The sequence below is a fragment of the Microbulbifer litoralis genome (assembly GCF_023634065.1).
Lineage (GTDB): Bacteria > Pseudomonadota > Gammaproteobacteria > Pseudomonadales > Cellvibrionaceae > Microbulbifer > Microbulbifer litoralis.
On the sequence record NZ_JALKCV010000001.1, the window covers coordinates 19,208 to 37,781 of the forward strand.

The 18,574-nt window shown below is 60.2% G+C and carries 15 protein-coding genes and 1 pseudogene; 10 read left to right on the forward strand and 6 right to left on the reverse strand.

Annotated features, from left to right (window positions below; translation table 11 throughout):
- Positions 1-221 precede the first annotated feature (221 nt).
- A pseudogene (locus MWN76_RS00075) lies at positions 222-994 on the forward strand (aminoglycoside adenylyltransferase family protein).
- Between the two features lie 150 nt (positions 995-1,144).
- Here the strand turns inward: MWN76_RS00075 and MWN76_RS00080 are convergent.
- Entirely contained in the window at positions 1,145-1,828 is a 684-nt protein-coding gene (locus tag MWN76_RS00080) for a spermidine synthase family protein (RefSeq protein WP_250458391.1), read from the reverse strand.
- A gap of 196 nt (positions 1,829-2,024) precedes the next feature.
- On the opposite strand from MWN76_RS00080, the gene MWN76_RS00085 reads away from it, so the two are divergent.
- Entirely contained in the window at positions 2,025-2,798 is a 774-nt protein-coding gene (locus MWN76_RS00085; RefSeq protein WP_250458392.1) for an SIMPL domain-containing protein, read from the forward strand.
- A 198-nt stretch (positions 2,799-2,996) separates the two neighbouring features.
- Here MWN76_RS00085 and MWN76_RS00090 read toward each other — a convergent pair whose 3' ends face one another.
- Positions 2,997-4,793 carry a cation:proton antiporter gene (locus MWN76_RS00090; RefSeq protein ID WP_250458393.1) on the reverse strand — a complete coding sequence of 599 codons (1,797 nt, stop codon included), beginning with the start codon at positions 4,791-4,793 and terminating at the stop codon, positions 2,997-2,999.
- A 435-nt stretch (positions 4,794-5,228) separates the two neighbouring features.
- On the opposite strand from MWN76_RS00090, the gene MWN76_RS00095 reads away from it, so the two are divergent.
- The 4 genes from MWN76_RS00095 to MWN76_RS00110 all read left to right on the forward strand — a co-directional run bounded on the left by MWN76_RS00095 (position 5,229) and on the right by MWN76_RS00110 (position 8,621).
- Positions 5,229-5,405, forward strand: coding sequence for a PLDc N-terminal domain-containing protein (locus MWN76_RS00095; RefSeq protein WP_250458395.1), 177 nt, complete (start codon positions 5,229-5,231; stop codon positions 5,403-5,405).
- 228 nt (positions 5,406-5,633) lie between these two features.
- Positions 5,634-7,022, forward strand: coding sequence for a glutamine synthetase family protein (locus MWN76_RS00100; protein WP_250458397.1), 1,389 nt, complete (start codon positions 5,634-5,636; stop codon positions 7,020-7,022).
- A gap of 160 nt (positions 7,023-7,182) precedes the next feature.
- On the forward strand, positions 7,183-7,569 hold the full coding sequence (locus tag MWN76_RS00105; protein WP_250458399.1) for a DUF2750 domain-containing protein: 387 nt from the start codon (positions 7,183-7,185) through the stop codon (positions 7,567-7,569).
- A 305-nt stretch (positions 7,570-7,874) separates the two neighbouring features.
- A complete protein-coding gene (locus tag MWN76_RS00110; RefSeq protein WP_250458401.1) occupies positions 7,875-8,621 on the forward strand; it encodes an SDR family oxidoreductase in 747 nt (248 codons plus the stop codon).
- A gap of 74 nt (positions 8,622-8,695) precedes the next feature.
- Here the strand turns inward: MWN76_RS00110 and MWN76_RS00115 are convergent, their stop codons facing one another.
- On the reverse strand, positions 8,696-10,654 hold the full coding sequence (locus tag MWN76_RS00115) for an N-acetylmuramoyl-L-alanine amidase (RefSeq protein WP_250458403.1): 1,959 nt from the start codon (positions 10,652-10,654) through the stop codon (positions 8,696-8,698).
- 258 nt (positions 10,655-10,912) lie between these two features.
- Positions 10,913-12,121: an acyltransferase family protein gene (locus tag MWN76_RS00120; protein WP_250458405.1), complete on the reverse strand. Its 1,209-nt coding sequence runs from the start codon at positions 12,119-12,121 to the stop codon at positions 10,913-10,915.
- A 152-nt stretch (positions 12,122-12,273) separates the two neighbouring features.
- Here MWN76_RS00120 and MWN76_RS00125 point away from each other — a divergent pair, with 152 nt between their 5' ends.
- From MWN76_RS00125 to MWN76_RS00140, 4 genes are all read left to right on the forward strand, one after another.
- Positions 12,274-13,185 carry a LytR/AlgR family response regulator transcription factor gene (locus MWN76_RS00125; RefSeq protein ID WP_250458407.1) on the forward strand — a complete coding sequence of 304 codons (912 nt, stop codon included), beginning with the start codon at positions 12,274-12,276 and terminating at the stop codon, positions 13,183-13,185.
- Positions 13,186-13,208: 23 nt separating this feature from the next.
- A complete protein-coding gene (locus MWN76_RS00130; protein ID WP_250458409.1) occupies positions 13,209-14,402 on the forward strand; it encodes a hypothetical protein in 1,194 nt (397 codons plus the stop codon).
- Positions 14,403-14,531: 129 nt separating this feature from the next.
- The gene (locus tag MWN76_RS00135; RefSeq protein ID WP_250458410.1) at positions 14,532-15,065 is read left to right on the forward strand and encodes an NlpC/P60 family protein; all 534 of its coding nucleotides are present in this window, start codon (positions 14,532-14,534) and stop codon (positions 15,063-15,065) included.
- 134 nt (positions 15,066-15,199) lie between these two features.
- Complete coding sequence (locus tag MWN76_RS00140) at positions 15,200-15,685, forward strand: tRNA-uridine aminocarboxypropyltransferase (RefSeq protein WP_250458411.1); 486 nt, start codon at positions 15,200-15,202, stop codon at positions 15,683-15,685.
- Between the two features lie 101 nt (positions 15,686-15,786).
- On the opposite strand, the gene MWN76_RS00145 is transcribed toward MWN76_RS00140, so the two are convergent.
- Together MWN76_RS00145 and MWN76_RS00150 are read right to left on the reverse strand one after the other, a co-directional pair.
- Positions 15,787-16,302, reverse strand: a complete 516-nt coding sequence (locus MWN76_RS00145; protein ID WP_250458412.1) for a Spy/CpxP family protein refolding chaperone — start codon at positions 16,300-16,302, stop codon at positions 15,787-15,789.
- Positions 16,303-16,481: 179 nt separating this feature from the next.
- Positions 16,482-18,380 carry a BCCT family transporter gene (locus MWN76_RS00150; protein ID WP_250458413.1) on the reverse strand — a complete coding sequence of 633 codons (1,899 nt, stop codon included), beginning with the start codon at positions 18,378-18,380 and terminating at the stop codon, positions 16,482-16,484.
- Positions 18,381-18,574 lie beyond the last annotated feature (194 nt).

Genomic DNA, 18,574 nt, shown 5'->3' on the forward strand with positions numbered 1-18,574 from the left:
TCGATCTGGCAACACCTTAAGGGTGCAGAAAGCGAAGGGGTCAGGTCTTGAATTTGACACAATACTTCGACGCCCAATCACCACCATGCGCACAACTCTCCTGATCACGCCCATTTTCGAGCCAAAGATCTGCAATCTGGGCGGAAGTTTATGATTTTCCCACCAGCAACAGATCTACTCACCCATGATTATTCGAGCACTATTCTTGCCGGAGAAGAAGGGTGAACCCAGTAATTCCTGATGAAGCGAAACAAGCACAGTTGGTCGCTGAAAATATACTTAGCGATTCGATCATTGGTATTTACCTTTTCGGTTCCGCTGTTGTCGGCGGTTTAAAGCGTGACAGTGATGTAGATATCTTGGTCGCGGTTACTGAGCCGCCTACTTTTCTGCAAAGAGAAGCCCTGGTTACTCAGTTGATGAATGTCTCGGGCGCGATCGGGAATCCACAGTCCGACAGGCCGGTAGAGCTGACTGTTGTAACGACCTCTGCTGTTGTACCATGGCAATTTCCGCCTCGGGCTGAGCTAATATACGGTGAGTGGTTACGAGGGGAGTTCGAAACCGGAAAAATTCCGGAACCTGCCCGCGACCCCGACCTTGCGATTGTGTTAAAAAGGTAGTCGATAACAGCCTGGCGTTGTGCGGGAGCAATGCTGATGAGGTTTTCGATCCGGTACCAATCACTGATATCCGAAAGGCAATTCGAGATTCTTTGCCCACTCTTTTAGGGGAGGCAACGGGTGATGAACGCAATGTAGTTTTGACCTTGTCACGGATGTGGCTGACTGCTGCTACTGGTGACATTGCGCCAAAGGATTTGGCGGCAATCTGGGCAGAAAGGCAAGCACCATCCAGCCACGCGATGTTATTGAAGTACGCTCGTGAAGGCTATCTCGGAAAGATTGAAGATCGATGGGAAGAGAAACAGAATGACTTCGAGACACTTGTTTCCTATATGAAAAAAACAATTGAGGCTCTCCTTGAAGCTTAGCGATCCATGCAGCAAGCTCCGCCACTATAATCTGATAAGTCCCCGCCGCTGTGTTGAGAAATTGAAATAGCAGAGTAAAATTTTCGGCATATATAGCCACCAAGCAGAAAAAATTCTCAAAGCTTGTCCTGGTCTACCTACCCCTGTGTCTCACACGGCGGTTTTCTTTGCCAGAAATATCGTATGCCGCGCCCCCTTGCCGGGGCGCTCACGCACCGTCTTGACCTCGACATCAAAGCCGGTTTTCCTCAACCGGTGAACGTAGAAGGAGTCCGGCCCGGCCGACCACACCGCCAACATGCCGCCCGGCGCCAGGCTCTCGTAGATACAGCTGGTGCCATCCAGGGAGTAGAGCCAGTTATTGTCGCTGTGGGTCAGCCCCTCGGGGCCGTTGTCGACATCCAGCAGCACGGCGTCGTAGTCGCCATCGCCCTTTACCAGCAACTCACCGACATCACCGATATGCACCTTACAGCGGCTGTCGTCCAGCGGTCGGCCGGCGCAGTCTCCCAATGGCCCGCGGTTCCACTTCACTACTTCGGGGATCAGGTCGGCGACAATCACCTCCGCACTGGGCGGCAGTACCTCGAGGGCCGCGGCGAGGGTGTACCCCATGCCCATACCGCCCACTACCACCCGGGCACTCTCGCGCTGTTTCAGATGGGCACAGCCCAGCAGCGAAAGCTCCCGTTCGCTGTTAAAGCGGCGACTGTTCATCAGCTCACCGCGCGGGCCGCTCAGGGCAATGGAGAACTCCCGATCGCGCTGGCGCAGCGTGAGTATGCCGCCGTTATTGGGGATCTGGGCGGTGCCGAGTTCGATCCAGGGTTTCATGGTAAGTGCTCGCGGGGGAATCAGTGGGATCAGAGCCGGTGATTCTACGCTACCCAAACCTGAATCAATAGGGCCAGAGTCTCTGGTTGCCCACGGCCCGTAGTTCCATCTACACTCGATACCCAGCCTGGGGATATAGAGGACAGGTTCACTTTTTGGTATCACCCCCTTCATCCACCATATAAGAAAAATTACCATGAATAAGATCATACTCCTGGCAACAGCCCTACTCTCCGCCCTTTGCCACGCCGCCCCGGAAATCAAGGGCACACCACAGGACCTGCGTGGACTCCTGTACCCTTCGGACAATATCGTCACCATCCATGGCAACGCGGAGAAAAAAGCCTATTCTGACAAGGCGATTGTAAGCCTGGTAGTCAGCACCGAAGAGAAACAGCTGGCCGACGCCATTGCGAGTAACAGCACTCTGCGGGAGAGGCTTGGCAATACGCTCAACGCCGCCGGTATTCCGCGGGAAGAGATCAGGAACTCCAAGTTCTCATCCTCTCCCCAGTACGGCTGGCTCGGCAGCACTCCCAGCAGCTACAAGGTGATCAACCGGATAGCGATCACGATCGACGAGGAATCCCAACTCGAGGCCATAGCGCGGCTGGCAGACCAGAATCAGGAGGTAGAGCTCTCCGATACCACCTTCGAGCACTCGAAGGAGCAGGAATACAACAAGCAGGTAAAGTCGCTGGCCCTGCAACGGATCATGGACCAGAAAGCGACCTATGAGCAGACACTTGGTATCAAGCTGACCCCAATCGGGATTCGCAATTCAAACGCGGGCTTCCAGGCCACCCGCGGTGCCATGGCTCTAGAGGAAGTGGTTGTTACCGCAGTCCGAAGAGCACGAAACGGCTACGAGTCACAATCCGCGGAACCCTCTTCTTATCAGACATCCTCTTTTGATGAAATCCAGTACGAGGCCGAACTTTCGGTAGATTTTCAGATTAAGCGAGAATAGCTAAAACCAGTGTATTACTCTGGTGTAGTTTTTTCACTATCGATGGAAACCATCGTTTTTTCATGAACATTTTCATAAGAAAAATTGAAGGTGTAACCACCGATACCAGAATGTATCTACATCGACACGGTATCAGGATCAACGGCCCGGCCAATAGTGTTTTTCTTGTTCACAAGGATGAAAATACGCAGCATTGGTCTATGCGGAACTCACAAGGCTGACAATCTGCCAGTCAGCCTTAAGCTCAAACTCATGCGAAACCGTACAGATATGGATCTTGCCCTGCGGATCCACCGCATACAGCCATATGGCGCGGTTACCATATTTTTGTCTGTAGTCCTCAACCACAAAGCTTTCCGTCAGGCCCGTCGTCCTGATCGTAGCCCCTTTCGCCACCAGGCTGGCCAGGCGGCCATAAGTGGCGCTCTCGGAAAACAGCTCCAGTTTTTTCGCGTAGTCCTCCGATACCCGGTGGCTGGCCCGCTCTTCCGGTGCGCCGGGGCTCAGGCCGAGTACCGAGCCTTTGCCGAGCAGGTGCTCGAAGTGATAGGTCACCAGCGGGTTGAGCTGTTTGTAGGGTGACAGCACCAGCACCGTGCCAATGGCGGAGAGATCCAGGGTCCGGCCGGCGTGCTCCGAGATCGGGTTGCCGTAGTATGTGGAGATACCCTCCATCCGCGCCTCGCGCAGGGCGTCCCAGTTAGTATCCGCAATGATGACGGGCACCTCCTTCTCCACCAGGTCTTTTGCCAGCAGCCGCGCAAACCTGCCGCCGCCGAACAACAGGTAACCGTTGGGATAGGGCGCGCGGACATCCAGCAGCTTGGCGACGGGCTTGGCCGTCAGGCTCTGGAACACGACGGTGACAATAATCACCAGAAATACCATCGGCACCAGCAGCTCGGACTTGGCCAGCCCCAGCGCATCCAGCTTCAGCGCAAACAGGGCCGACACCGCGGCGGCGACGATGCCGCGCGGCGCAATCCAGCTGAGCATCGCCAGCTCGCGCCAGTTCAATCCCGACCCGGGCGATGACAGGAACACGGACAGCGGCCGGGCAACGAACATGATCGCCACCAATACCAGCAGCGCGCCCCACCCCAACTGCGCCAGCGCGGAAAACTCCACACGTGCGGCCAGCAGGATAAACAGCGCCGAGATCAGCAGGACGCTGAGGGTTTCCTTGAACTCGAGGATATCGTCGACGTCCAGGCCTTTCATATTGGCCATCCAGAGGCCCATTACGGTTACCGTCAGCAGGCCGGACTCATGGGACATCAGGTCGGAGGCGGCGTAGGCGCCGAGCATCAGCGTGAGAACCGCGGTATTGCGCAGGTAGTGGGGGACCCAGTTGTTCCTGAGCAGCGCGCCCAGGAAGTACCCCATCAGGGAACCGATGCCAAAACCGATCGCCACTACCTGCAGGAAAATCACCACCGTGTGGCCAACGGCATCCTGCAACGCGACAATGTACTCGTACACCAGCACCGCAAGCAGCGCCCCGATCGGGTCGATGACGATGCCTTCCCAGCGAAGGATATTGGAGATTCGGGTATTGGGCCGCACCGAACGCAACATCGGCACGATGACGGTCGGCCCGGTGACCGTGACAATGGCACCAAACAGCGCGGCCAGTTGCATCGGCATGCCGAGCACATAGTAGGCGGCCGGCGTGGCGACCAGCCAGGTCACCAGCGCGCCCAATGTACACAGGTTGCGTACCATGACACCGTGCCCGGCGAGATCCGAAAACTTGAGGGTCAGCGCCCCCTCAAACAGGATAATGGCCACCGCCAGGGATACGAGCGGAAACAGCAGGTCGCCGAACAGCGCATCGGGATCGAGCACACCGGTCATCGGGCCCAGCGCCAGCCCGGCCAGCAGCAGCGGCAGTATCGCCGGCAGCTTCAGCATAAAGGCGAGGTACTGGCACGCAATCGAGACGAGCCCCACCATCACCAGCAGCGCCATTGGGTTCGAGATGATCTGTTCCATAGTGATCACTAACCGATTGCGACGGGTATCCAGACAAAAGTGGGCGAAAAGAGGAGATCCGTTTTTTGACGTTTATTTAACTCAAGTTTCGGGGTTCAAATCGGGGGGCCGGGTGGCGCGGCCCTTTGCGGGACACGAGCTGGGCGCCCCCCTGTGTATACATCCCTGTACGCTCTAATCGACATCCCTGTCTCACAAGGTCCCGCAAAGGGCCACGCCACCCGGCTCTGTGCCAATTTTCAAGGTTTCTCAACTCCGAAACTTGAGTATTTAAACATACTGCGTAACCCGTCATAAATAGACCCGCCTTTGATACCGAAGTATTTACTAACAGGGAGATATCCACGACGAGAGCCTTCACATCCACATACCGGCATCCAGCGTCTATACTTGCCAGTTTATAGCAGACAGAATATTCCGGAGAGTGACGTCATCATGGAAAGCGTTCTCGGGCTATTGATCTTTATTGCCGATATCTACGCCATCATCAAGATCCTGCAGAGCTCCGCTTCTGGGCTCAGGAAGCTGATCTGGATACTGGTCGTGTTGATACTGCCTGTTATCGGCCTGGTTATCTGGTTCTTCGCCGGTCCCGGTGGCAGGGGTGGCTGACTCGCAGTAGCCTCTACCGAAGACCCGTTTACTTTCCTGAGCGAGACCTGTGCGCCCCACCTGAATTCGCCATATCCATAGCGCCTGGCTCTCATGATTCGAGACCGGACGGGAACGATGTCCCGGCCAACAGTCCGGCAATACCTTCCCTGGAGAGCCGGCCCACCACCCGCCCCCTTCAACAGCATTTCGGTTACACTGTCGGCACCGTTATCCCCCGGAGCCACCATGAGTCAGCCCGACAGCCGTACCTGGCTGGACGAATTACCCCCGGCCTTCCAGGCCTATCGCAATGGCCGCAGGCTGGACGAGGTGGAGTGTATCGTCCCGGACCTGAACGGCATGTCCCGCGGCAAGGCGATGCCGCTGAAGAATTTCTCACCGGACAAGCCGCTCTACCTGCCGATTTCCATTTTCTACCAGACCATCACCGGCCAGGATGTGGAAATGGATATCGCCAACCAGTGGGCCGAGAGCGATATGGTGCTGGTGCCGGATATGTCCACGGCCATGGCGGCGCCCTGGGCCAAGCAGGCCACATTGCAGATCATTCACGACCTGCAGGAATTCGACGGCAGGCCGATTGCCTGCGCGCCGCGGAATATCCTCAAGCATGTGATCGACCTGTACGGGCAGCGCGGCTGGAAGCCCGTGGTAGCTCCGGAGCTGGAGTTCTACCTGACCAGGCCCAATATCGATCCCAACGAGCCGATACAGCCCCCAGTCGGCCGCAGCGGGCGCTCCGGTACGGCATTGCAGTCCTACTCCATGTCGGCCGTCGACGAGTACGGCCCGGTGATCGATACCATTTACGATTATGCCGAGGCCGCCGGCCTGCATATCGAATCGGTGATCCAGGAAGATGGCGCGGGCCAGGTTGAATTCAATCTCACCCACGGCGACCCGCTGCTGCTGGCGGACCAGGTGTTCTATTTCAAGCGCATCATCAAGGAGGCGGCGCTGAACAACGGCATCTTCGCCACCTTTATGGCCAAGCCCATGCGCGACCAGCCCGGCAGCGCCATGCACGTACACCAGAGCGTGGTGGATGTTGCCAGCGGCCAGAATATTTTTTCCGATGATCGGGGTGAGGCGACGGAGCTGTTCCACCATTTTGTCGGCGGCACCCAGAAACACCTGATCGAGGTGATGCCGCTGATTGCCCCGAACGTCAATTCCTATCGGCGCTTTGAGTCGGCGGCCAACTCCAGCGCGCCGACCAACCTGGCCTGGGGCTACGACAACCGCGCCACGGGCCTGCGGGTGCCACACTCCGGGCCCCGGGACCGGCGCCTGGAGAACCGGGTGATCGGCGTGGATACCAATCCCTACCTGTCGATTGCCGCCAGCCTGGCCTGCGGATACCTGGGGATGGTCAACAGAATCGACCCCGGCGCGCCCGCGGAGGGCGAACTGGATGACAGCCAGCAGGCACAGGCCTATATCCCCACCACCTTCGATGAAGCACTGCGTATCTTTGAGGATGCGGAGGAAATTCACCGGACCCTGGGCGGGGACTTCTGCCTGCTGTATACGGAAGTCAAGAAAAAAGAGCTGCGCCAGTTCCACCGGGAGATCTCACCCTGGGAACGCGAGCACCTACTGCTGAATGTGTAGGTGCCTCTGCGGATTGTTTCAGGCAGTTTGGAGACCGTAGATCCCTGACATTACCGTATAATCCATGCATAAGCGCGGGCTCCTGTCGGCAGACGTTGGCCTGTCCCTTCCTCTATCGTTCACTCCTGCCGGAGTACTTACCGGGAAAGCAGATCGCACCATGAGCAAAGAAGAACAGCAAGCCATCCTGGAACTGGATACCGAAGACCGCTACGAAGTTTTCCTGGACCTGGTGGGCGAGGAGCGGGAGGTCTGGATCCTGGTCAACAGTGAGCAACACTTCCTGAAACTACACGCCGACGAACAGGGCGGTTTCGAGTACCTGCCGGTATGGCCCGCAGCGGAATTTGCCGCGATCTATGCCGGCGACGACAGCGACCTCACGCCAAAGAGCATCGCCCTGCCCCAGTTCCTGAAAAAGTGGCTTTCCGGCCTGGAGCGGGACGGCATCGAGATCGGTGTCTTCCCGGCCCCGGACGGCAGCGTCTGGATTACCGAAGCCGCCGAACTGGAGCGGGACCTGCGCGATGAGCTATCCCGATTCTGAACATCGCCTCCGGGAAGGGAATCCCGCCCCGCCGCTTTCGCCAACCGACCATATCATTACCGGCAGCGGCCAATACCCGGCAGCTGGCTGGCGGCTCTCAAGCGGCAGCTTCCTGCCGGCTACTCCGGAGCGAAACCGGATTGTGCCGTTTTCCGGGTACTCTCTTGCCCCTGTGCTTATAACGCCATCGTAATAGGCAAGAATGCCAGAGGAATACAGTCGCGCACTCGGCGCGCGGCAGGGACAATACCGCCACGTTGAACGACACCAGCGAACCCGATTCACAATCCCTGGGAGTTATGCATATGAGCAACAACATCGAAGGCAAAGTCGTTGTCATCACCGGTGCCAGCAGCGGCCTGGGCGAAGCCACCGCCCGTCACCTGGCGGCCGAAGGCGCCACCCTGGTACTCGGTGCCCGCCGCACCGAACGCCTGCAGCAGCTGGCGGACGAAATCAACCAGAACGGGGGCAAGGCCCTGGCCGTGACGACCGACGTGGTCGAGCGCGACCAAGTGGAAGCGCTCGTAAAGGCGGCCATTGATACCCACGGCCGTGTCGATGTGATGCTCAACAATGCCGGTATCATGCCACAGGCACCGCTGGAGAAACTGCGCGTGGAGGAATGGGACCAGCAGATCGACGTCAATATCAAGGGCGTCCTCTACGGTATCGCCGCCGTCCTGCCGCATATGCAGCAACAGAAATCCGGTCACATCATCAACGTGTCTTCTGTCGCAGGGCACAAGGTACTGCCGCCCGGCACCGTCTACTGCGCCACCAAGCACGCCGTGCGCGCCATCTCCGAAGGCCTGCGCATGGAAATGACGCCCTACAATATCCGCAGCACCATCGTCTCGCCGGGGGCCGTGGCGACCGAGCTCAACGATTCCATCAACGATCCGGAAGTCGCCGAGGGCATGAAAGCGTTCTACGAGAAAGTGGCCATCCCCGCCGACGCTTTCGCCCGCGCTGTGGCGTTTGCCATCAGCCAACCGGAGGATGTGGATATCAACGAAATACTGTTCCGTCCGACCGCGCAGGAAGTTTAATTCCGATACGCTTCAGACAGACTGCTTTGAGGGGTGCAGCAATTGCTGCACCCCTTCAATGGCCGGCGCCGGGCTCAGTCCTGAACCTGTACCCCGTCCAGATACAGATTCACATTGTAGGCCGTATCCGGGTCACGCAATATCCAGACAGCATCCAGGGTCACGGTGCCCGCATCGATGCTGCCGTTTGCCCCGCCGACCCAGGCGTACCAGTCGTCGCTGTCACCCAGATCCCATTCGACAAAGGTCCAGCTGTTGGCGGCGAGGCTCTTGCTGTAGCCGCGCTCGGTGCCGTCGCTGTCGTCGATACCGATCGATACACGCATGCCACTGGCCGCGGCATACACCCAGTAGCCGATACGACCGTCACCGGAAAGTGGCACATTGGCGCCCGGGTTGCCGGCCCCGGAGAGCAACCGCACCGCCCAGTCGCTGCTACTGCCGGTATCGTCCCGCAATGCGACCCGCAATGAACAGCTGCCCTGGTAACGGTTGTTGCAATCCCGCGTAGCCGTGGACTGGGTGGAAACCCCGACAGTACTGCCCGAGTACGTGGGGCTGGTATAGAAATGTCCTTCACTGCTCTCGAAGGAATCCAGCACGGTGGTGGAACCGCCGCTGCCGGGATTGAGCAGCGCATAGTAGTGCGACCAGTTCCAGTTGATACCGGGATCCGTATGGGTCTGGCTGGTGTAGTGCTGGTGCCCTTTTACATCGATGGAGGAAGGCAGCACCACCACGTCACTATGCGCCGGCCCACTGTAAGCGTTGGCACAGTTGATGGCGGCGTAACTGTTGCAGAAACTGCGCACCAGGGCCGCGGAGCTGTTGTACATCGCCGTGGTATACCAGGAGCTGTTGCTGACATATCCCTCGTGCTCGATGCCGAGCGTGGTGCCGTTGTGCACGCCGACGTGATGGGCCGCATGGTGGTTGCGCACCATCTGCGTTACCTGCCCATCGGAACTGCGGATGACATAGTGCGCACTGACCGAGTAGGGATTGTTCTGGAACCAGCTGATCGTGCCGGCGTAGCTCCCCTGGGCCGTGTGGATGGTGGTGGAGCCATAGGAGGAACGCGAGTGGTAGTAGGGAGAGGCCACCCAGAGCGCCGGCCCGTAATCGGCGCTCTGGGTACCCAGGAGGCTCTGCGGCTCGATGCTGCTCTCCGGATCCTGCGACCCCCGCAGACCGGCATCCGGGCCCTGCGGCTCCAGTCTATCGGGTGCCGGCCCCTTGCGCTGGAGTGTTTCAGTGATCGGGTCCAGGCGATACTCGCGGGTCTCCAGTGCGTCTTCTGTCACCTGCAACCGCACGAAAGGGGCACGCAAAGTCGTCAGCTGCCGCGGTGTAAAGGCACGTTCCCAGGCGATTGCCTTTTCCGGCACACGGATGCCCCGGTCGTCCACACCGCGGTCCAGGGTCAGGAGCACATCATAGGCAAAGCTGGTGCGGGCATATTCCTGCGCAACATTTTCCTGCGGATATTCGGACAAACCGGAATAGCGCTTCAGCGCCGGTACCATATCCTCCATCGCGGGCCGCCGGATCATTCCTCCGCGCAGCAGATCCAGCCGATCGACCTCCCTGCGCAACTCCGAATCCAGCAACGCCGCCGCGGCGAGTATATTCGCTCCCGGATCGCGCTTGATCTGCTCCACCGTCAGGCCGGTTATTGCAGAGGCTGTGGACACCTGGTCGGCCATTCCATCCCCGGCGTAGAGTCCCATAACCCCGTAGGCCTTCGGCATATGCTGGTGACTGCCCGTACCGCTATTCCGATCCGGATCCAGGTGGACCCAGCGGCTCTGAACATAGGCGATGGCTTCCAGGGTGCCGGGCGGGATCGACGGGTAGGCAGCATAGGCGTCGGAGAGAAACTGTCGATAGGCCTGCCGCTGCGGCAGGAGACGCTGCTCTTCTGCCGCCAGCCTTGCGTTCAGGCCAGGGGATCCCTCTGCTGCCCGGGCCGACAGCGTCGACAGGCCGACACAGCAGATGGCAATCGCCAATAAAAACTGTTTCCTTGTCATAATTTGATCCAGGTCGGTTATTGTTGTGTTTCCCTTTCAACGGGGCGCATGGCGACGATTGATTGAAACTTCGCGACAACCGTACGGGATTTCCCATCCCGATCAACAGAGGAAATTATTATTTCCCAACCCGTTCTCAGCATTGACGTGTATTTTCTTTTGCAGGATTAACAGTGACTGTTTTCATTGTCCTGAAACTACAAGAGATTCCAGAAGCGCTGAAGCGTACGAACCATTACAGGAATATTTCCGGAATACTCAGCCGGCCGCCTGGCGGGAAAGCTCTGGCCCGGGAATCGTTTCCCGGCCCTTCCCCACGGACATCCCGCACAGCCAACGCAATACACTTACCCGACGGATCACCGCATAGCCACCGAGACAACCCGCGACCGTCAGCGCCAGCAATACCGGCGCCTCGAACCCGAGCGGCAGTGCCAGCGGCTTCAGCCACCAGGCGAACACGATGATCAGCGTCTGGTGCAGCATGTACCACGGCAGTATGGCCGGGTTGGCGTAGCGCAGTAGCGGGTTCGGCCGGTTCAGGTAGCGGCCGGCATAACCCACCACGCAGAAGATCCAGGCCCAGTGGTTCAGGGCCACCACGGCGCCAACCATCAGCCGCACTTCCAGGTACGCATCAAAGTCGGCCTCCAGGGTCGGGAAGATTCCGTTGCGGTCGGCGATGATCAGCAGGTAGCAGGCGACGGCCAGGCACAGGAATGCCCGGCGCCGGTCAATGACAAACTGCCACCAGTGCGGCTGCAGCGCAAACAGGTAGCCGAACACGAAGACCGGCAGGTAGCGCCCGTGGTTGTACCAGTCGTCCAGCAGCGCGTGGGTGGACGGGAAGCGCGCGTGAAGGCACAGCCACACGAGCATCAGGACAAGCACCGCCGCGGCGATCGCAGCCAGGGGCGGAATCCGCTGGAAGCCCCCGCCCCGCGACAGCCGCCGCAGCGGATTGCGCAGCGGCAACAGCAACAGGCTGTACAGCCACAGGTACGGCAGGAACCAGAGGTGGTTCCAGGTCAGCAGGCCGATGGGTGTGTGGTGTTCGCTCAGCAGGTCGGTGCGCGGGTTGATGTACTGGCCCCAGAAGCGGAAGAAACCCGGCCCCACCAGATCCTGGCTGCGCGCCTCGATATACACCTGCGGCACCACGATCACGAACATGCCGAATAGCAGCGGCACCAGCAGCCGCCGGCTGCGCAGTCCGGCCAGTTGCAGGCCGCCGCGCCGCTGCACCAGGGCCAGCGCCAGCGCCGAGATAAAGAACAGCAGCGACATGCGCCAGGGGGCGGTGAGCATCATCAGGTTCTGCAGCCACTCCGACGTCTGCCCGCTCTTGAGATGCCAGCCCCAGTCGGCCACATAGTACATACCCAGGTGGTACAGGATCAGCACCGCGAATGCCAGGGTGCGCAGCCAGTCGATATCGTATCGACGCTGTGTGCCGGGTTGTGTCATGATTTTGCTCCGTCGGTTATCAGGTTGCAGCATTCTGGCAAGGCGCCAGCCGGCGGGGCACGAAAGAGGCCATCCCGCCCCGTCCCGGGGACAGGCGGTGGTATGGTGGGATAAAAAACAGGCCGGCAAGCGGCAGTGGTGCCAGTAACTGGATGAACGACAAACACGAAAATCGGGCGACACAGCAGCCGCCCCCGTCTCTCAACCGGTGGATCGAGCGGTTCGACCGGCACCGGACACGGTATGTCTACCTGGCGCTGGCCGTTTATTTTTTCATCAACAATACCATCAACGCCTCCTCGGTGTGGATGGAACACAGCCGCGACGGCACGCCCGATATCCACCTGTGGGAGCCCTTTGCCTGGGAGTACACCAGCGCCCTCAGTATCCTGCTGCTGTTTCCTTTCCTGCTCTTCGCCTACCGCCGCAACCCCCCGCGCCTGGCCCGACCGGTCCGACAGCTCGGCTGGCACCTGGTCGCAAGCCTGGTATTTGCCGCAGCCCACGTAACGCTGATGATCGCGATGCGCGAACTGATCTACGCACTGGACGGCAGCGACTACAACTTCGGCCCCGGCCTGCGGGAATTCTGGTACGAATACCGCAAGGATGCCTGGGGCTATGCCATGTTCTTCTGTTTGTACCACGTATTCCGGTTGACCTACAGCCGCCTCAAGGGCGAAGCCAGCCTGATTGCGGAACAGGAAACGGGGACCGATGCGCCCTCCGGCCCGGAAGTGCCGGAACACTTCCTGGTCAGGAAACTGGACAGGGAATTCCTGGTGCGGGTGGCGGAGATCGACTGGATCGAATCCTCCGGAAACTATGTGAACCTGCACAGTCGCGGGCGTATCTACCCGCTGCGGAGCACCCTGGGCGCAATCGCCGGACGGCTGGCGCCGGTGGGGTTCAGCCGTATTCACCGCGGCCTGGTGGTCAATCACAACGCCATCGAACATATCAGCCTCCAGTCCAGCGGCGACGGTGAGGTGCAGCTGCGCTGCGGCAAGCTGCTGAACCTGTCGCGCCGGTACCGGGATACTTTCAAACAGGCGCTGGCCTGATCGACACGGGATCGACTCTCTCCATGACCATTCGACTGCTCCTCCTGCTGGCAATCCTGTGCTGCACGACCGGCGCCCTCGCCGCAGAATACCGCGCGGGCTTCGCCGCCGCGGATATCACCCCGCAGCCCGGCGACCAAATGGGCCTGGTCGGCGGCGGCAGCGGCACCGTGGAGTCCATTGGCGATGCGCTCCAACTCCACGCCGCCGTGCTCACGGACGGCAGCCACCGGCTGGCACTGGTATCAGCGGACCTGCTGGTACTGCGCGAGGCGGACTTCCGCGCGATCGAACGGGAACTGCACCGGCGCGGTTTCGACCATATAGTGGTGGCCGCGACACACACCCACGGCGGCTTCCTGGCTGACAGGCAACTCGATAAGGTTCGCAGTCAGGTCATCCGGGCTGTCGAAACTGCGGGCAGCCGGCTGCAACCGGTCACCATCGGCGCAACCCGGATACCGGTCGACGAGGCGTACAATCGCCGGATCATTCGCGATGGCCAGGTGGAGATGTTGTGGACCAATCCCGGGCGCACTCCCAATCGCGCCGTGGACAACACCCTGGGCATCATCCAGCTCAGGGACCGGGACGGGCAGCCCTTCCTGACCATCTTCAATTACAGCGCCCACCCGGTCGTCACCATGGACCTGGACAGAGCCGTCGTCTCCGCCGATTACCCCGGTTTCCTGCGACGGTCGTTTGAAAAGCGCGCCGGCGGACACACCATGTTTTTCATGGGCGCCGGCGGTGATGTGAATCCCTATCACGCCGATACCAAGCCATTCGAGGCGGCGCAGGTACAGGCGCGGAGACTGGGCCGGGTATTGGCCGATGGCGCAGTGCGGGCAACGAAGCAACTGCGGGACTTCCGCGGCGAGGGCCACTTCCGGTTTGATACCATTTCATTCCGGGAACCCGAGGCGGAGATCGGCGTACTGCTGCTCACCCCCGCCATTTCCCTGGTGAGCTTCCCCGGCGAGTACTTCGACGCCCTCGGGCGGCAACTGAAAGACGCCAGCCCGGTTGAATCGACCTTCTTTATCGGTATGAGCAACGGCGACCTGCGCTATGTGCCCACTGCGGCGGACGCCGCAGTGGGCGGTTACGGCGCCGAGAAGCCCTCTTTCCGGGTCGACAGCACCACCGGGGAAACCCACGTCCGCGCGGCCGTCAAAAAGCTGAAGGCGCTGGCGCAAGGCCCGGCCGCGGAGTGACAGCCTGACGCGCCCTGCCCCGGGGAACCGCCGGTCACCGGGCCAACGCACGGATGTTCAGCTAGCATTCAGGCCGATGCCGTAGCTTGGTGGGCCACCCTCTGACCAGCGGATTCCCGGCCAAACCGTATGAATGTAAAACTGCTGTTACCCGTTATCGCCTTCCTTGCAGCCGCGACAGCGGGCTGCGGCCTGTCCCCATACCGGCAACCCGCCGAAGAGGCCGCAGCACCGACTCCGTCCATCCCCCCAGCCACAGACCAGCAGACAGTGCAGGAGAAAATCTACAGCCAGCACCGGCAGTGGAAAGGCACCCGATATCTGCTGGGAGGCCTGAGCAGGCGCGGTGTCGACTGTTCCGGCCTGGTCTACACCACCTATCGCGAGCAGTTCGGTATCGAACTGCCGCGCACCACCCGCTACCAGGCCCAGACCGGCAGGCCGGTAAAACGCAGCGAGCTGCGCGCCGGGGACCTGGTATTTTTCAGGACCGGCTACAAGGTCCGGCATGTGGGCATTTATATCGAGGACAACAAATTCTTTCACGCCTCGACGTCCAGGGGAGTGACCATCTCGGAGCTGGACGGCTACTACTGGCAGGATAAATACCGGCATGCGAGAAGGTTGGAGTTCAACCCCGAGTACCGGCTGCCGATGAAGTAGCCCCGGGGTGACCGATTCCCCGGATTCCGCTGCGCTTCATCCGGGCTACGATGGCTGTTTTGCATTTTATGTGCGGGCGGAGCGCCGCATATCGCAATACAATAGTGGGCGACAGGTAGACTGGCAGAGAAAGAATGGAGATCACCCTGCTGACCCACGAGCGCGAACGCGACCGCAAGACGAATACCGGTGCGCTGGCGCTGCAGCAATGTGGAAATAGTGTGCGACGCACAATCTGGGCGCGCCGCCATCCGGACCCGGCCCTGGTGGGCGCGATCGAGCGCGGCGAAGCCGCGCTGGTATACCCCGGCAGGGACGCGACGCCTGCGCGGCTCGAGGATTTCGACCGGGTAATCCTGATCGACGCCACCTGGCAGGAGGCGCGAAAAATATACAACCACAGCCCCTACCTGCACACCGCGCCGCGCGTACAACTGGCGGCCGCCAACGCCTCCAGCTACAGGCTGCGGCGCAACCAGCCCGAAGGCGGCCTGTGTACCGCCGAGTGCGTGATCGAAATACTGCGCAGCTGCGGCGAGTACAGCGCCGCAGAGCGGCTGGAGGCGGCCTTTGCGGATTTCAACCGCGCACCACATACCGGGCAATCAAACCGATCCTGATCCGGGGTTGCCGTACAGCACAATAACTACATCCTTTTGGCACAACGAAACACCGCGCCCGAACCGGGCGCGGTGTGCGGTCGGTATCTGCCGGTCTGCGATCAGCTTTGCAGTTTGCGGGAACCCCGCTCTTCCAGCCGCTCCAGGCGATCCTTCAGGTGCTGCCGACGCTTTTCCATGCGCTTTTCCCGTATCTCCGCCAGTTCCGCTTTCTGTTCGTCGGTCAGAATGGCAAAGAACTGCTCGCGGTTGTCGCGGCGCTGTTGCATCTGCTGCACCTTCAACACACCCAGTTGCTGCGCGAGTGCGTCCAGTTTTTTCTGATCGGCGTTGTCATCGAGGGCGACCCTGATCTGCCGGTGCAGGTCGCGTTCGCGCCCGGCCAGTTCGCGGCGCTCTTTGTGTGCCTCCTCGCGCCCTGTGCGGATGCGGGCTTTCTGTTCGTCGGTCAGCGCCAGCGCTTCGGCCATCCTCTCGAAGCGCTTGTGCACCATCGGCCCCTTGTCGCCGTGCCTGTGGCCGTGGCCGAAATCCCCGGCCAATCCCAGGACCGGAGCACTCAGTGCCACGGCGAGGCCGAGACCGGTAATCGCTTGTTTCCAGGTTTGCTTTTTCATGGCGAGCTCCTCGCTGCTGGGTTCGATAATCGTTATTGCCGCGCTGTTTGCGTCGACGGCTTTATAGTAGCGGGATCAACGTAAGGGAGGGCTAACTGCGGTTAATTTGGGTTAAGAAATGTATCGATGAAAAACCGGCCGAAACGGGCCTCGACCGGCTTTCAGGGGGCGATTCCGGGTCAGGGAGCCTTTGTCTTCCCGCCCTCCAGCTGCAGGCGCGCATCCCGCTCCGACATCGCGTGTTTGAAATCCTCCCAGGCGGCCTGGGCGCGGCGGGTGGCATCGGCCTTGCGTTCGGCGGCGGTCACCACTTCCGCCTCCAGTTCCGCCAATCGGGTGGCGTGGGGTTCCGATTCCGGATCCTCGCCGGACTGGTTCAGCTCGGCCTTGTAATTCATCAGCGCATCCATCGCATCCCGCTGTGCCTGGGCGGCCTCCCCGGCCTGCACCTTATCGGTCTCGAAGCGCTTGAAGGCGATGCCCTCGTCGGACCAGGGGTCAATATCCGGCACCTCCTCGATATTGATTATCGGGTCCTGGTATTCCGGATGGTGCATCAGGTCGACACGTGCAGCGGCCACCGCCGACCAGGCGAGCATTACCGTAATCAGCAGCAGCGGCAGGCCACCGACAATCGCCGCGGTCTGCAACGTGCCCAGGCCGCCGAGAAACATCAGGGTAGCCGGCAGGAACGACAGCGCGAAAGCCCAGAAAAGGCGATTCCAGCGCAGCGGCTCCTCGCCGATATCGGACTGTACCACCGAGGCGAGGATGTAGGAGATGGAGTCGAAAGTAGTCGCGGTAAATACCACCGCCAGCAGTGTGAATACGGCGATGACCAACGTCGACAACGGCAGGGTTTCCAGCATGGCGAAAATGGCTGCCGTGGGGCCGTTATTGTTGAGCATGGCCACGACATCCAGCTCCCCGGACAACTGCAGGAACAACCCGTAGTTGCCGAACACCATAAAGAACAGGAAGCAGCCCATGGAGCCGAAGAAGATCGAGCCCACCACCATCTGCTTGATGGTGCGGCCGCGGGAGATACGGGCGATAAACAGTCCCATACTGGGCGCGAACACCAGCCACCAGGCCCAGTAGAAAATGGTCCAGTCCTGCGGGAAGTGTGTGTCGGCAAACTGCGCCAGGCCGCCGAAGGGTTCGGTCCAGGCCGCCATCTCAAAAAAATGTGACAACATGCGGCCGAACGCATCCAGGCCGGTCTCAAACATGAATATGCTGGGGCCCGCGAGAAAGATGAATGCCAGCAGTGCCAGCGCGCCCCAGAAATTGAAATTGGACAGCACCTTGATGCCTTTCGACAGGCCGGCGTAGGCCGAGTAGGCAAACAGCGCCGTGCAGGCCAGCAGCACGCCAATCTGGGTGCCGATGGTCTTGGGCAGGCCGGTGAGATTGCTGAGCCCCTCCGTGATCAGCGGTGCCGCCAGCCCGAGTGTGGTGGCGCCGCCGCCCAGCAGGCCGAAAATAAACAGTACATCGATCAGTTTTCCGAACGTCGACTGGGCCCGGCGCTCGCCGATGACCGGCATCAGCGCGGTGGAAATTTTCAACACCGGGTTTTTGCGTACGTAAAAGAAATAGGCAATGGGCAGCGCCGGTATCAGGTAGATGGACCAGGCGATAAACCCCCAATGGAAGATGCCGTACGTAGCGGCCCAGCGCACCGCCGTCTCGCTGCCGGGCTCGGCCTGGAATGGCGGATCCTGGTAATAGTAGGCCCACTCGATCGGCGACCAGTAGAGAATGCTGGCGCCGATACCGCCGCAGAACAGCATCGCCGCCCAGGAGCCGGTGGCAAACTCGGGTTTCTCACCCGGGTCACCCAGCTGGATATTGCCGATATCGCTGAAAATCACATAGAGCATAAACCCCAACGCGGCGAGCCCCAGTAACAGGTAGAGCGAACCGAGTTTGTCGGTCATGAAGCCCTTGGCCTGTGCCACCCACACGGCACCGGCCTCGGGCCACAGGATCAGCGGCACCGTGACCAGCAGCAACAGGCCAATGGAACAGAGAAAAGTAAATCGGTCGATACGGTCGAGACCGGCCAGCTTCATGATGTGTCACCTGGACGTCGGAAAATTTCGCCCCGGGGTCCTTCCCGGAAAGCCCGATCGCCCCGCCTCCGATGGCAGGGGAATCTAAAGTGCTGACAGTTCACGCGGAAAGTTCGGTAACCAAGGAGCACAGCCGAAGTGTTCAGATCAAGGCGAGAAAGCGCAGGAATAGTGGCTCTATTCCAAGTTTTTCT